The organism is Mesorhizobium sp. M0185 (assembly GCF_040322175.1).
In the GTDB taxonomy this organism is placed as follows: Bacteria; Pseudomonadota; Alphaproteobacteria; order Rhizobiales; family Rhizobiaceae; genus Mesorhizobium.
Window position 1 is genome coordinate 72,698 of record NZ_JAMYSY010000014.1, and the last position, 13,986, is coordinate 86,683.

A 13,986-nucleotide genomic window follows, 5' to 3' on the forward strand; every position below is an offset into this window, starting at 1 on the left:
ATCGTTTCCTCCATTGCGTTTTTGTCGTCGTTCTTCTCGTCTGCGCCTCACTCCTTCAGCGATCCGAGGGTGAGGCCGCGGACCAGATGCCGTTGAACCAGCAGGATAAAGATGAAGCTGGGTATGATCGCGGACGTGCCAAGCGCTGTGATGTAGCCCCACTCGGTCGCGGTCGAGGTGACAAAGGTCGAGATCTTCACCGGCACAGTGCGGATCGACGTTGTCAGGAACAGTGAGAGCAGGAACTCGGTCCACGAAAAGATGAAACACAGCACGGCCGTCGCAGCGATGCCGCCCTTGACCATGGGAAGGACGACGCGTCGGAACGTCTGCCAGCGCGTCGCGCCGTCAATCAGCGCCGCCTCATCAACCTCGCGCGGAACATCGTCGAAGAACGACTTCAAAAGCAGAACCGCCAGCGGCAGGTTGATCAAACTGTGAACGAGGACGAGGCCCGTATAGGTATCGCGCAAGCCGAGATCGCGGAACATGAAGACGATTGGAATGACGATCGCGATTGGCGGCATGAAGCGCTGCGAGAGAATCCAGAACAGGAAGGACTGCTGGCCGCTGAACTGCATTCGCGACAGGCAATAGGCGGCCAGGGTGGCCAGCAGCAGCGTCAGCGCCGTCGATCCGACGGCTATGATGGCGCTGTCGAGCAACGACTGACGGGAATCGTAGGAGCTGGCGCCACCCTTGATTACCCCGGCCGCCTCGCCGCCCTGTTCCATGCCGATGTCGACACGTGAGACGCCAAGCAACGTCACGCGGTAATTGTCCGGCGTCGGTGTGAATCCGACGTAGACCGGTCCGCTGCGGTCGAAGATCGCCGAATAGGGTTTGATGGACGACAGGGCCCACCACGCGATCGGGAACATGAAGATCGCCACCACCAGGACGGCGAGGACGTCACGGGCGATCGTTTGGGCGCGCGACGGCTCCATCAGAACCTCACCTTGAACAGCCTGACGAAGAGGTTCGACACGACGATCAAGACGACGAGCACGATCAGCGACAGGGTCGCGGCATAGGGAAAGTCTCCGGTGAAGTAGATACGGCCAGCGTAGAATGAAAGCGTCTCGGTGGCCGTGCCTGGCCCGCCGGCAGTGATGATGTAGACGTAGTCGTAGATGCGAAAGAGATCGACGCCGCGGATCAGCACCGCGACCGCTATCACCTTGCGCAGCATCGGCAATGTGAGGCGCAAGAACGTCTGGATGCCGTTGGCACCGTCGATCGCGGCTGCCTCGAAAGGTTCCTTCGGCAGCGCCCTGAGCCCTGCCAGGATGATGAGCACCATGAACGGCGTCCATTGCCATATGTCTGCCAGCAGGATCGCCGCCAATGCGGTTCCGGGCTGCGTCAGGATCGGCTGTGCCGGCGAGATCAGGTCGAGGGCATAGAGGTAGAACGACAGGACACCGAAAGAACCGTCCTGCATCAGCAGGAACATCATTCCGGTCACCGCGGGCGGCACCACCAGCGGCAGTGTCATCAGCGCCCGCAGCAGGCCGTAACCTTTGCGATCGGTGTCAAGCAGAAGCGCGATGAGGATGCCGAGCGCAAGCTGAACCGCAAGCGCGACGAAGGTGTAGATCAGCGTGGTTTCCAGCGAATGCCACATACGAGCATCCGAGAAGGCGCGCGTCCATTGGTGGAGCCCGGCGAAGTCAAGCTGACGGGAAACGACATTGCGTTTGTGTAACGACAGCCAGACTGAATAGGCGAGGGGATAGATGCCGAAAACGAGAAGCATCACCGTGATCGGCGCGAGCCAGGGGAAAGGATGCTCGGCCGTCATGAACCGGGGCAGGGCCCATCTAGGCGTTTCGCGGGTCACCGTCACCGTGCTCACGCGCAAATCTCCGCTCGGTCACACAGACGCATCGGCCTTCTCCCTTATCGGCCAGATTGTGCCAACTTGAACTTTTGTAAGTTTGTTGTGCCTTTTGTTAAGAACGTGTCGGACGGCCGCCGAATTGTCAAGTCGGTTCCGTCAGCGCTCCAGGGATCACCGGGTATGGAGTTGTTTTTGGAGGAAACGCCGCCGGCAAATGCCGTGCACCAGCCTCAAACGCGCTCAGGGCCGCCGCCAATTTTGGCAGCCCGGAAGGCTACGAAAGCATCGAGGAGATCGGGAGGACAACCCGGGCGCTGTTGGAACTCGCCTTAATCCGGCAACAGGATCTGAAGCTTTACGTCCGCCGGCCGGGCTTCGACTGCGCGGTCGAAGGCGGTGATGGAATCTTCGAAGGGGAAGGTCGCCGAAATGAGTGGCTTTAGGTCGACCCGGCCCGACCCCATCAGCGCGATTGCCCGCTCATATTGGTGGGCATATCGGAACACAGTCTCGATGCGGACTTCCTTGGTCGAGGCGGTGGCGACATCGAATGCGATCGGCGCCACCGGCAGGCCGACCACCACTACCGCGCCACCGGGCCGCGGCAGATCGAGCAGGGTCTCCCATGCCTTGGACGAGCCCGAGCATTCAAACACCACGTCGGCGCCCCAGCCATCGGTCAGGCGCTTTACCTCCGCCGCCAGGTTCTTGTCGCGCACGTTGACCGGGATCACGCCTTGATAGCCGCCGGCAATGTCGAGCTTGGGTTGGGCGAGATCTGCAACAACGGCGCGGGCGCAGCCGCCGGCGAGCGCCGCGATCGCCACCATCGTGCCGATCGGCCCTGCGCCAATCACCACCGCCGTGTCGCCCGGCGCGATCTTTGCTTTGGCAGCCGCCTGCATTCCGACGGCGAAGGGCTCCACCATGGCGCCTTCGGCGAAGCTGACATTGTCGGGCAGTTTGAAAGTGTAGTTGGCGGGGTGGACGACATAGGGCGTCAGCACGCCGTGGATCGGCGGCGTTGCCCAGAACCTGACCGCTGGATCGATGTTGTAGAGGCCGAGCCGGCTCGCCCGCGAATTGGGATCGGGGATACCCGGCTCCATGCAGACGCGGTCGCCGACCTTCAGATGCTCGACGCCTTCCCCCGTTTCGACGACGGTGCCGGCGGCTTCATGGCCCAAGACCATCGGCGCTTCGACCACGAACGGGCCGATGCGGCCATGCGTGTAGTAGTGCACGTCGGAGCCGCAGATGCCCACCGTATGGATCTTGAGGCGAACTTCGCCCGGGCCGACGGTCTGTGGCAGATCGATATCACGCAGCTTGAGTTCGTGTTGGCGTTCAAGGACAAGGGCGCGCACGTTCGTCATCGACGTAGTCTCCTCTAAAGCTTATTGTAGGGGCCTTCGTGACCTTACTTGCACTCGGCGCGTTCATCATAGCCGCTCGTTCACGGCTTCAAAATCCAGCTCGGAAAACAGGGGTGTTGCCTGATTCCGACTATCCGTACCAACTTCCCGGCCAAAGGACTTTGAAGGCCGGCCATGCCGCTGCCGAATGCCCTCGGCGGAATGAAATAGTCGTTCGCCCCGAGACTCCCCACTCCCCAGCCTCCAAGCCAGCAGGCCGGCATCGGTCAGTCATCAATAGGGGTCCAGCAGGTGCGCGATACCCGACACTACATGCCATGGAAGGCTTGCCCAATCCGCTTCTGGTCGATGCGGCCCACCAGGAGAATGTCCGCTATCATTTTTTGGGCGCCAGAAGTTCCTGGTTCGCTTCCGGCCCATAATGCTGCCGGGCGGCAATGCGCTTCATTAACGTCATTCTCCATTCGAAGCGCTCAGGCCGGAAGCTGCCGTGCGTAAGACGCCACGTCATTGCCCGCCGCGGATAAGTTTGTAGCTGGACAATATTGGCCAGCCGGGCGATCCCGGCATTTGGCGTTGCTTCGGCGAGTCAATACTGAGCCTGCGCTTACGCGCCATCCTTCTCGACAAGACCAACGGCTGGACCCGATCGAGTGCAAACGGGTTCAGTTGGTGCTGGTTGTGGCGGTGAACCCGCACTGCTTCTGTTCCATATCGATCTGCTTCGTGATGCGGACGGCGTTCTGTGCGTAGGCCTCCGTCACGGAGCCACTATTCACAGTCTTGTCCTTCAGCGGGCTCACGCCTGCGCAGAGGTGGAAAACATGCGGCTCGGTGGACTTCGCGGCTCCGTTTTCGGGCGCGATCCAGTAAACGACATCCTGACCGGCGGGGTGGCTCGCGTCCCGCGTCGCCGCCGCCACGGCGGCGGTGTCCGTCGCGATCGCCTGCGCCTGAGCGGCGACATCGGGCGAACAGGCGGTGGTGGGCTGCCCCGACTTGATCTGCGCTGCGCATGCGTTCATATCCTGGGTGTATTGTTCGACCGACGAGGGTTTTAAACTGATCCCTATGACCGTCGCGAGCACGGCCAGCGCAGCGCCGACGCCGCCGGCAACCTTCTTGGTCCGCGGATCCATGTTCTTGTCGGTGAGAATCAGGAAAACCAGCGGGAGGAAGGCAATCAGTGTGATAATTGCGCCGAGCTGGTTTTGGAAGAAGAACCTGGCCGCGTCGGATGCACGAGCCGGATCGTGCCTGTTGGCCGCCTTCCATAGCAAGTTGCCGGCGATTGCGAAAATCGCGATGCCGACCAGAAGGCCGATGACCAGCGGCAGGTGTCCCTGGTCGAACTTGTTCTGGCGAAGCAGCATAATTCCGTAGATCTCGCCGCCAATGGCGACGACCCACGAGAGTGCGGCGAAAAGGCGAAGACGCGTGGCGGAGGACTTCTGGCCCTGCGTCGCTTGCCAATCCTTGGTAACGTCTGGCTTGTTGTCGGTCATTGACCAGATCCCCTGATATCGACACTTCTGCGGGCGGCGTTAGACCAGAAGGCCAACCCGCCCTGCGCAGCGTCATTGAACGAGCGTCACCTACCTCAGCGACGCGTGAGCGCCACGGCAGGCCTCATCTCCATTCATAATTCATATTGCGCACGAGTGAGTCCGTCCATACCCACGCAGGCAGACGCCTATGCGGCGATGGCTTCGTTCTTATTAATCTCTGGCTCGAACTTGACGCTGCCTTCCCTCGCTTCCCGGCGGCGGTCGCGCCATTCCCGACACCAGCCGAAGCGAAGTGACGAGCGATTTTGAACGAGACAGTTCTAACGAGACAAACATTGCGGCAAGATCGACGCGGATAGCGACCGTGGTGTTGGCTTGCATGCTGACCTCCAGGTGATGTTTGGCGACTTCACTCTGGCAGAGCGCTGGTCGCGATTCAGTCGCCGCATGGACGCCAAGCTTGGCCCCGACCCATCTGCATTGATAATAATGCAGATTTGCATTGTCTTATCGCGATGAACAGGAATGTTTAAGATGACAACGTTGACAGTGACGACAAGGGGACAGGTGACGTTCCGCAAGGACGTGCTGCAACATCTGGGCATCAAACCGGGCGAGAAGATCGAGCTTGATCTGCTGCCCGACGGTCGGGCGGAATTGAGGGCTGCACGGTCGAAGGGGTCGTTCCGGGACCTCCACGGGTTCCTCAGAGGCAAGACGAACGGCCGGGTGCTCAGCATCGAGGAGATCAACGAGGCGATAGCGGAAGCGGGCGCTGTGGCCGGGTCCGGCGAGGAATGAGGGTTACGGCCGACACGAATGTGCTGCTGCGCGCCTCTGTCGCCGATGATGAGGGGCAGGCGGCCATTGCCGTCGACCTGCTGGCCAAAGCGGACATCGTGGCGGTGAGCTTGCAGGCCTTGTGCGAGTTCGCCTGGGTTCTGGCCCAGCAGTACCAGACAGAGCGCGAAGATATTGCCGCGGCGATCCGGGCGTTGCTGAACACCGCGAATGTTGTCGTCAGCCGGCCGGCAGTTGAGGCAGGGCTGCCAGTCCTCGATGCCGGCGGCGATTTCGCGGACGGCGTGATCGCTTTTGACTGCGGCTGGTTGGCGGGGAGACTTTCGTCTCGTTTGACCGGAGGGCCGTCAAACTGCTCTCGGCGCGGGGACAATCCGTACAGCTTCTTTTCTAAGTCTTTCCGCGGTGGTCTTTCGCCCTGTGCTGTCGCGTCTTTAGAGGCGCTGCGAGCAATCGGATTCTGTCTGCGGTACGGATGTCAGATCAAGAATGGCGCGGTGAGAGCCGACAATCGCCGATTTCCTGCTGATGGACGAACCGACATCAGCACTCGATCTATCGCGGCAGGTGGAAGTGCTCGGTCTCATGCGGCAACTTGCTCAGGCGCGAGGCATGGTCGTGCTGATCGCCCTGCACGACCTCAATCACGCCCTGCGCTTCAGCGATCAGACAATGGTCATCGCGGACGGCCGGCTGGTCGCATGCGGGTCATCGCCGGACGTCATCACATCCGATCTGCTGCGGGACATTTATCACCTCAACGCGCGCATCGAGCCGTGCTCGCGCGGCATCGGCCATGTCATCGTGGATGGCGTGGCGGATGGGCGCCGGACGGCCATTATGTCGGCAGCGGAAGCCGAATCCGGGATTAGGAGCAGATTCGAAGCGGCAGCCGTTCCGGCCGCGTGACGGCAACCGCATTATGCCGGTTGATCGACGCGCGCACTGATCGACCTGATTCTCTGACCGCTGGTTGAAGGCGACAGTATGCTTGCATTCAGCTCAAGGCGTGGCCGGCCAATCCATAGACCCAAGGCCCATTGTCTTGGCGGTTCAGGAAGCGGCGCCCTTTGGACATGGTCGTAACGGTCTCGGCAATGCCGAGGCCGCTCTGCTGGAGAAACGCGGCAAACACGCCATCCTTCTCGCGGGTGTCGACGCGGGCGAATCGTCCTGCCAGTTCCTTCAGATGCACGGCTGTGAGGTGGACCGCGTCGAGATCGCTGCGCGCGACCATGGGGCCGATCACATGGCCACGTCCGAACTCGCGACACATGGAATAGCCGACGATTTCGCCGCCGCGGCTCAAAGTGCAGATTGAGGCATCCGCTGCGAGCAACGCGAGCAGCCTCTCGCGGTTTATCCCTAACGCGCGCGTATCCAGCGGCGTGATGTCCTTAAGCCTGTCGCTCGACAGCGCCTGCAATTCCCCGTTCAAGGCCGGCATAGTCGGGAGTGTTTGTGGGACCTCCCCCTGGCGCTGGTATACGATCGCCTCGGTCGTGAAGCCGAGTGAAACGTAGAGGGGGTAGGCAGCATGGGTCGCGTTGAGTGCCAAATTGCGATCGCCGCACTGCTCAAGGACTAGGTCCATGAGCCATCGGCCGCCTCCTTGCGCTTGTGTGCGTGGCGTTGTGATCACCAGGCCAATGGTGGCAAAGTCGCCCCCGTGGGGAAACCACATCGCGCTCCCGAAAACGCGTCCAATACCATCAACGGCAACAATGCCGCGGCCGGCACGGCGCAGAAAGTCCCAATCCTTCGGCCGATGAGGCCAGCGGACTGAGATCGACAGCGCGTGCAGTAGCTTGACGTCGACATCATCAATGTCCCGCGCGACCAGTTCGAAGGATTTCAGGCGTACTGATCTCTGCATCTCAATCGATCCGCTCCTTCAACGAATGCGCAAGGCAAGCGGTGTTGATCCTGTCATCGATCGCCATGTCGCGACATACCTCTTTTGCCGCAGCATTATACGGGAAAGCCAGCAGGTTTCGCTGGTTCGAGGTGCTTTTTCGCAATCTTCGGCCAAAGCACGATGCAATTCGGCAGGGAACACTGCTGCCTGCGGATAGGCTGGTTGCACCCGGTGATAGTGTGCAAGCAGAGCGGACCGCCATGAACGTGGAAGAAATCCTCGCGACCCTGGTTGCATTTCCCTCTGTTGTGGGCACGCCAAACGGCGCGATCGTCGATTGGATCCGCGACTACTGTCAGGCAGCCGGAGCCGAGGTGACGGTTCTCCCCGGTCCCGAGGGCGACCGGTCCAACCTTTTCCTCACGATCGGCCCGCGCCAGGGTCGGGGCTACATCATCTCCGGGCATATGGATGTCGTCCCGGCCGGCGAGCCGGAATGGAGCTCGGACCCGTTCGTTCTGCGCCGCGAGGGCGGCAGGCTTTACGGCCGCGGCACCTCCGACATGAAGGGCTTCCTCGCCTGCGCATTGGCGGCGCTCCCAGGACTTGCGGCGATGAACCTGCGGCAGCCAGTTCATCTCGCATTCTCATATGACGAAGAGGCGGGGTGCCGTGGCGTGCCGCATCTCCTAGCCGCGTTGCCGAGCTTATGCGAGAGGCCGCTTGGCGCGATTGTCGGCGAGCCGAGCCGGATGCAGCCTGTGCGCGCGCACAAGGGGAAGGCCGCCGCGCGGCTCGAGGTGATCGGGCGATCCGGCCATTCCTCACGCCCCGATCTCGGACTCAATGCCGTGCATGCCATGGCCGGCGTCATCACGCACGCCGTGGCCTACGGCCGATCCCTCGCCGACGGGCCGCTCGATGACAATTTCGAGCCCCCTTATTCTTCCTTGCAGGTGGGCGTCATCGCCGGTGGACAGGCGGTCAACATCATCGCTGGCCACTGCACAGCCGATATCGAGGCGCGTGCCGTGCCCGGCGTTTCTCCAGCCTCCCTGCTTGAGCCGGTCAAGGCCCGGCTTTTCGCTCTGCGAGACAGCGGCTTCGATGTGGCCTGGCATGAGTTGAGTACCTATCCCGCTCTTGCGCCCGCCAACGGGAGCGAGCTAGCGGCCGTTCTGACGGAGCTGACGGGGCAGGAGCCGCTGACAGCTGTGAGTTACGGCACGGAGGCCGGACTTTATCAGCAGGCCGGCATCGATGCGGTCGTTTGCGGACCCGGCGACATCGGCCGTGCCCATCGTCCCGACGAATATATCGAGATCGGTGAACTCGCCGCTTGCCGGAAGATGATCGAGGGGCTCGGCGCGCGTCTTGCGGCCTGAAGGAAGGGCGGTCACCATGGCGTTTCTTTTCAATTCCGATGCGGCGCGTGCTGCGGTCTTCCGCGAGATCTTCGCGCGCCAGCTCCCGGATCTGGAATTCGTCCATTCCGGCGACGAGATGGAGCCGGAGAAGGTGCGCTATCTCATCACCTGGACGGTGCCGGACGAGATCTCGCGCTACCGCAATCTGGAAGTGCTGTTTTCCATCGGAGCGGGCGTCGACCAGTTCGAGCAGGACGTGGTGCCAAGCCATGTGAAGCTTGTGCGCATGGTCGAGGACGGCATCATACGCATGATGCAGGAATACATCGCGCTCGGCGTGTTGACTCTCCACCGCGAGATGCCCGCCTATCTTGAGCAGCAGAAAAGATGCCTCTGGCAACCGATTGCCGCTCGACAGGCGGCCGAACGCCGGGTTGGCTTCCTCGGCCTTGGCATGCTGGCCCAGGCGGCTATCGAGCGCTTGAAGCCCTTCCAGTTTCCGCTTGCCGGGTGGAGCCGCAGCGAAAAGCGGATAGAGGACGTCGCCTGTTTTCACGGCACGGACCAACTCGCGGGCTTTTTGAAGCAAACGGATATTCTCGTCTGCCTGCTTCCGCTCACGGAACAAACGCACGGCATGCTCGATGCAGAGTTCTTCGACTTACTGCCCGTCAGGGCGCAGCTGCTGCATGTCGGCAGGGGTCCGCAACTGGACCAGGCCGCGCTGATCAACGCGCTCGACACCGGTCACGTATCTGCGGCGATGCTTGATGTCACCGATCCAGAACCGCTCCCGGAAGACCATCCGCTGTGGTCGCATCCGAAGGTGATGATAACGCCGCACATCGCCTCGGTGACGCAACCGCATACGGCGGCACAATCCGTCGTTGACAACATCCGGCGCCACCGCGCCGGAGAAGAACTGATCGGCCTCGTCGATCGGACACTCGGCTACTAACCAGGAAACATCACATGTCACTTCTGATCACGATCGACACAGTTCCAGACTTCGCGCCGAAGGAGGCACTACCGGCTCCGGAGCGGCTCATTTCCGGCAATCCATCCTTCAAGACCTGGGCGCAGGATGCCTCGAAGGGAGAAAAGGTGCTCACCGGTGTCTGGGAGGCGACGCCCGGCGAGACGCATTCGATCAAGGGCACGATCTACGAGTTCTGCCACATCGTTTCGGGTCTCGTCGAAATCGAGGAGAAGGGCGGTGAGACCAAGACCTACCGCGCCGGCGACAGTTTCGTGATGAAGCCTGGTTTCGTCGGCGTCTGGCGCACTATCGAGACCGTGCGCAAAATCTACGTCTGCGTTTATGACTGAGTTCAGTGCTCAAGGTCCGGCCGAATAGCGCGCGGCGGTTCCAGAACAATCGGCTTTCCAGGTTCCGCCTGACGCGATTCGACGCCGTCGGAGAGCTCAACCTCGACGGAAAATGCGGCGGGCGGTCGACTACTGTTCCGGTGACGCCAGTGCGAATGAGGACCTCCATCAATGAAGACCTACAAGATAGCGCTGATCCCCGGCGACGGCATCGGCAAGGACGTCACCCAGGCGGCATGGCAGGTGCTGCAGGCGGCGGCTAAGCAGGGCGGTTTCGCCCTTGATGACACAAGATTCCCGTGGTCGTGCGCCTACTACCTGGAGACCGGTGCAATGATGCCGTCAGACGGCATCGAGACACTTCGAAAATTCGATGCGATCTATCTCGGCGCTGTGGGCTGGTCCGCGGAAGTGCCCGACTCAGTATCGCTTCACGGACTGCTCCTGCCGATCCGGAAAGGGTTCACGCAGTACGCCAACATACGACCGCACCGGCTGTTGCCGGGCGTTCAGGGGCCCCTCCGCTCCGATGCTTTCGATATCCTGTGCATCCGCGAGAATACGGAAGGCGAATATTCCGGCGCCGGTGGGCGCGTTCATTCTGGCACGGCCGATGAGGTCGCGGTTGAGACTGCGATCTTTACGCGTACGGGTGTCGAACGGATCATCCGTTTCGGTTTCGAACAGGCGCGGGCGCGTCGCAAGAAGCTCGCATCTGTCACCAAATCCAACGCGCAAAAACACTCCATGGTTTTCTGGGATGAGGTCACGCGCGAGGTGGCGAAAGACTATGCCGATGTGGAGGTCTCGCACTACCACATCGACGCCATTGCCGCCCGTATGGTCCTGGCGCCGGAAAACCTCGACGTAATCGTCGCATCGAACCTTTTCGGCGACATCCTCACGGATATTGGAGCGGCCATTCAGGGCGGGCTGGGTTACGCCGCCTCCGCCAATATCAATCCCGATCGCAGCGGGCCTTCCATGTTCGAGCCGGTCCATGGTTCGGCGCCCGACATCGCGCATCTCGGTGTCGCCAATCCGATCGCCGCGATCTGGTCCGGTGCGATGATGCTCGAGCATCTGGGCGAGGGGCAGGCTGCGGCCGAAGTGATGTCGGCAATCGAGTCCGCAACCGCGCGGGGGATTGGCACGATCGCGGGCAAGGATAGGACTGAAACAATCACGCAGGCCGTGCTGGCAGGATTGAGCTGAAAGAGCAGAGGAAAGACCATGAATGCGATGACGAAGATTGGCATGTTCAACGACTCCGACCTTTTCCGCCAGCAGGCGCTGATTGGCGGTGTCTGGCGGGATGGCGAAACCAAAGGCGTGGTCGATGTCATTGACCCTGCCAGCCAAAGTGTTCTCGGCACCGTTCCCGCAATGGGGGAGAACGAGACGAGAGCCGCAATCGCTGCCGCGGCCGAGGCCTTCAAAGGCTGGAGGAAAAGGACCCATGCCGAGCGTGCAGGATTTCTGGAGCGCTGGCACGACCTCATCCGCCAGCACGAACAGGATCTCGCGCTCCTGCTGACGCTGGAACAGGGCAAGCCGCTTGCCGAGGCGGTGGCGGAAATCCGCTACGGCGCATCTTTTGTGAAATGGTTTGCGGAGGAGGCGCGCCGGATCGGTGGCTCGACCATTCCGTCACCCACGGCCGATCGCCGCATTCTGGTGCTGAAAGAACCCGTCGGCGTCTGCGCCATCATCACGCCGTGGAATTTCCCCAACGCGATGATCGCACGCAAAGTAGCACCGGCGCTGGCCGCAGGTTGTACGGTTGTCATCAAGCCGTCGGAATTTACGCCATTCTCGGCGCTGGCGCTCGGCGTTCTGGCGGAACGGGCAGGTATCCCTGCAGGCGTGATCAACATTGTGACGGGCATGCCCGTCGAAATCGGCAACGAACTGATGGCCAATCAGACGGTGCGCAAGATCTCGTTCACCGGTTCGACCCGCGTCGGTGCGCTGCTCATGCGTGGTGCGGCCGATAGTATCAAGCGGCTGAGCCTGGAGCTTGGCGGCAACGCACCCTTTATCGTCTTTGACGACGCCGATCTGGATAAGGCAGTTGAAGGGGTGATCGCATCCAAGTTCCGCAATGGCGGTCAAACCTGCGTCTGCGCGAACCGGATTCTTGTACAGGAAGGCGTTTACGACGCGTTCGCCGAAAAGCTGAGCCGGCGCGTCACGCGGATGAAGGTTGGCGCAGGGACCGACGAGGGCACTGAGATCGGCCCGATGATCAACGCGGCCGCGATCGACAAGATCGAGCGTCACATCGCGGATGCACAGGCGAAAGGTGCGCAGATCATCGCTCAAAGCGAGACGGTGCCGGAGGGTAAGCAATATGCACGGCCCGTCGTGCTGGGAGGGGCTACTACCGGGATGCTCCTGGCATCGGAAGAGACGTTCGGTCCGGTGGCGCCGCTTTTTCGCTTCGAGACGGAGGAAGAGGCCATCGCTATCGCGAACGGTACGCCGTTCGGCCTTGCCGCTTACTTCTACACCGACAACCTCAAGCGCTCATGGCGTGTTGCCGAGGCGCTGGAGTTCGGTATGGTCGGGCTCAACACAGGCATGATCTCGACCGAGGTTGCGCCTTTCGGCGGTGTCAAGCAGTCCGGAGTGGGGCGCGAAGGATCGCAGCTCGGCATCGAGGAATATCTCGAGGTCAAGGCGCTTCATGTTGGCGGGCTTAACTAGTGGATGGAATCTAACGCTTGGTGCCCGCGTTTGACGGCGGCAATGATCTTGTCGGGGTCGGCGATCCAAGAGAAGGGCTTGGGTTGCTGGTTGTGCTCTGCGAGGAAGCGGTTGATTGCCGCTTGGAGGTCGACAACGGAATGGAAGACGCCGCGCTTGAGGCGACGCTTCGACAACTTGGCGAAGAAACCCTCGACCGCGTTGAGCCACGAGCACGACGTCGGCGTGAAGTGGAAGGTGAAGCGCTGATGGCGGTCGAGCCAAGCGCGCACCTTGGGGTGCTTGTGGGCGGCGTAGTTGTCGAGGACGACGTGGACGGCCTTGCTGGCCGGCATTTGCGCCTCGATGGCGTTGAGGAAGCGGATGAACTCCTGATGGCGATGCCGCTGCATGTTCTTGCCGATAACGGTGCCGTCGAGCACGTTGAGGGCGGCAAACAGGGTGGTCGTGCCATGCCGCTTGTAGTCGTGGGTCATGGTGCCGAGCCTTCCCTTCTTCATGGGCAGGCCGGGCTGGGTGCGGTCGAGCGCCTGGATCTGGCTCTTCTCGTCGACCGACAGCACGATGGCGTGAGCCGGCGGATCGACATAGAGGCCGACGACGTCGCGCAGCTTGTTGACGAACTGGGGATCGTTGGAGAGCTTGAACTGGCGCCAGCGGTTGGGCTGCAGCCCGTGCGCCTTCCAGATGCGACGCACAGCGCTTGCGCTGATGCCAGCCGCTTGCGCCATCATGTCGGCGGTCCAGTGCGTCGTCTCGCCCGGCAGATTGGCAAGCGTCAGCGCCACCACGCGCTCGGCCACCTCGGGTCCGGGCGGAATGCGCGAGGGCCGCGTCTTGTCGCGCAACAGCCTCTCGAAGCCTTCAGTGGCGAAGCGCTCCTGCCAGCGCCACACGCAGGTCTTCGATTTGCCGGTTTGCCGCATGATCTCGACGGTGCCGGTGCCGTTGACGCGCAGCAGGATGATCTCGGCGCGCCAGACATGCTTCTGCGGCGTATTGCGATCGCGGATGAGCGCCGTCAGTCGCTGGCGATCGGTTGGCGAAACGGTGAACGATATTCCTGCGCGGATGCAACAGACTCGCATGCGCACTCGTGAAAAGGAATCCCACCCCACTCTTATGTCACGCCCTGTCCGACGCCGATGCACATCGTGGCGAGCGCGAGCCAGCCTTGCATTTGCTAAGCCTCCAG

12 protein-coding genes and 2 pseudogenes are annotated in these 13,986 nt (G+C 61.7%); 8 read left to right on the plus strand and 6 right to left on the minus strand.

Annotated elements, in window-relative coordinates; genetic code table 11:
• Positions 1-47 precede the first annotated feature (47 nt).
• The 4 genes from NKJ20_RS13775 to NKJ20_RS13790 form a co-directional block, all read right to left on the minus strand.
• The gene (locus NKJ20_RS13775; RefSeq protein ID WP_352744626.1) at positions 48-947 is read right to left on the minus strand and encodes a carbohydrate ABC transporter permease; all 900 of its coding nucleotides are present in this window, start codon (positions 945-947) and stop codon (positions 48-50) included.
• Complete coding sequence (locus NKJ20_RS13780) at positions 947-1,858, minus strand: carbohydrate ABC transporter permease (RefSeq protein WP_352744628.1); 912 nt, start codon at positions 1,856-1,858, stop codon at positions 947-949. The genes NKJ20_RS13775 and NKJ20_RS13780 overlap by 1 nt, the downstream gene beginning before the upstream one ends.
• Before the next feature lie 314 nt (positions 1,859-2,172).
• Positions 2,173-3,219: an NAD(P)-dependent alcohol dehydrogenase gene (locus tag NKJ20_RS13785; RefSeq protein ID WP_352744631.1), complete on the minus strand. Its 1,047-nt coding sequence runs from the start codon at positions 3,217-3,219 to the stop codon at positions 2,173-2,175.
• 665 nt (positions 3,220-3,884) lie between these two features.
• Complete coding sequence (locus NKJ20_RS13790; RefSeq protein ID WP_352744633.1) at positions 3,885-4,724, minus strand: succinate dehydrogenase/fumarate reductase transmembrane subunit; 840 nt, start codon at positions 4,722-4,724, stop codon at positions 3,885-3,887.
• 537 nt (positions 4,725-5,261) lie between these two features.
• On the opposite strand from NKJ20_RS13790, the gene NKJ20_RS13795 reads away from it, so the two are divergent.
• The 3 genes and pseudogenes from NKJ20_RS13795 to NKJ20_RS13805 all read left to right on the plus strand — a co-directional run.
• A complete protein-coding gene (locus NKJ20_RS13795; protein WP_352744636.1) occupies positions 5,262-5,528 on the plus strand; it encodes an AbrB/MazE/SpoVT family DNA-binding domain-containing protein in 267 nt (88 codons plus the stop codon).
• A pseudogene (locus NKJ20_RS13800) lies at positions 5,525-5,922 on the plus strand (type II toxin-antitoxin system VapC family toxin). The gene NKJ20_RS13795 and the pseudogene NKJ20_RS13800 overlap by 4 nt, the downstream one beginning before the upstream one ends.
• Before the next feature lie 122 nt (positions 5,923-6,044).
• Positions 6,045-6,437: pseudogene (locus NKJ20_RS13805) on the plus strand (ATP-binding cassette domain-containing protein); the annotation flags it as partial.
• An 88-nt stretch (positions 6,438-6,525) separates the two neighbouring features.
• Here the strand turns inward: NKJ20_RS13805 and NKJ20_RS13810 are convergent.
• Positions 6,526-7,404, minus strand: a complete 879-nt coding sequence (locus tag NKJ20_RS13810; protein WP_352450636.1) for a GNAT family N-acetyltransferase — start codon at positions 7,402-7,404, stop codon at positions 6,526-6,528.
• A gap of 242 nt (positions 7,405-7,646) precedes the next feature.
• Here NKJ20_RS13810 and argE point away from each other — a divergent pair, with 242 nt between their 5' ends.
• From argE to NKJ20_RS13835, 5 genes are all read left to right on the plus strand, one after another.
• On the plus strand, positions 7,647-8,771 hold the full coding sequence (gene argE, locus NKJ20_RS13815; RefSeq protein WP_352744639.1) for an acetylornithine deacetylase: 1,125 nt from the start codon (positions 7,647-7,649) through the stop codon (positions 8,769-8,771).
• A 16-nt stretch (positions 8,772-8,787) separates the two neighbouring features.
• Positions 8,788-9,711 carry a 2-hydroxyacid dehydrogenase gene (locus tag NKJ20_RS13820; RefSeq protein WP_352744642.1) on the plus strand — a complete coding sequence of 308 codons (924 nt, stop codon included), beginning with the start codon at positions 8,788-8,790 and terminating at the stop codon, positions 9,709-9,711.
• Between the two features lie 14 nt (positions 9,712-9,725).
• Positions 9,726-10,082, plus strand: coding sequence for a cupin domain-containing protein (locus NKJ20_RS13825; protein WP_023678793.1), 357 nt, complete (start codon positions 9,726-9,728; stop codon positions 10,080-10,082).
• 171 nt (positions 10,083-10,253) lie between these two features.
• Positions 10,254-11,297 carry a tartrate dehydrogenase gene (locus NKJ20_RS13830; protein WP_352744645.1) on the plus strand — a complete coding sequence of 348 codons (1,044 nt, stop codon included), beginning with the start codon at positions 10,254-10,256 and terminating at the stop codon, positions 11,295-11,297.
• Positions 11,298-11,315: 18 nt separating this feature from the next.
• Positions 11,316-12,791 (plus strand): NAD-dependent succinate-semialdehyde dehydrogenase, encoded by a 1,476-nt coding sequence (locus NKJ20_RS13835; protein WP_352744647.1) that lies wholly within the window; start codon positions 11,316-11,318, stop codon positions 12,789-12,791.
• Here the strand turns inward: NKJ20_RS13835 and NKJ20_RS13840 are convergent.
• On the minus strand, positions 12,788-13,864 hold the full coding sequence (locus tag NKJ20_RS13840; protein ID WP_352744741.1) for an IS630 family transposase: 1,077 nt from the start codon (positions 13,862-13,864) through the stop codon (positions 12,788-12,790). The two genes, NKJ20_RS13835 and NKJ20_RS13840, sit on opposite strands and share 4 nt — an antisense overlap.
• Positions 13,865-13,986 lie beyond the last annotated feature (122 nt).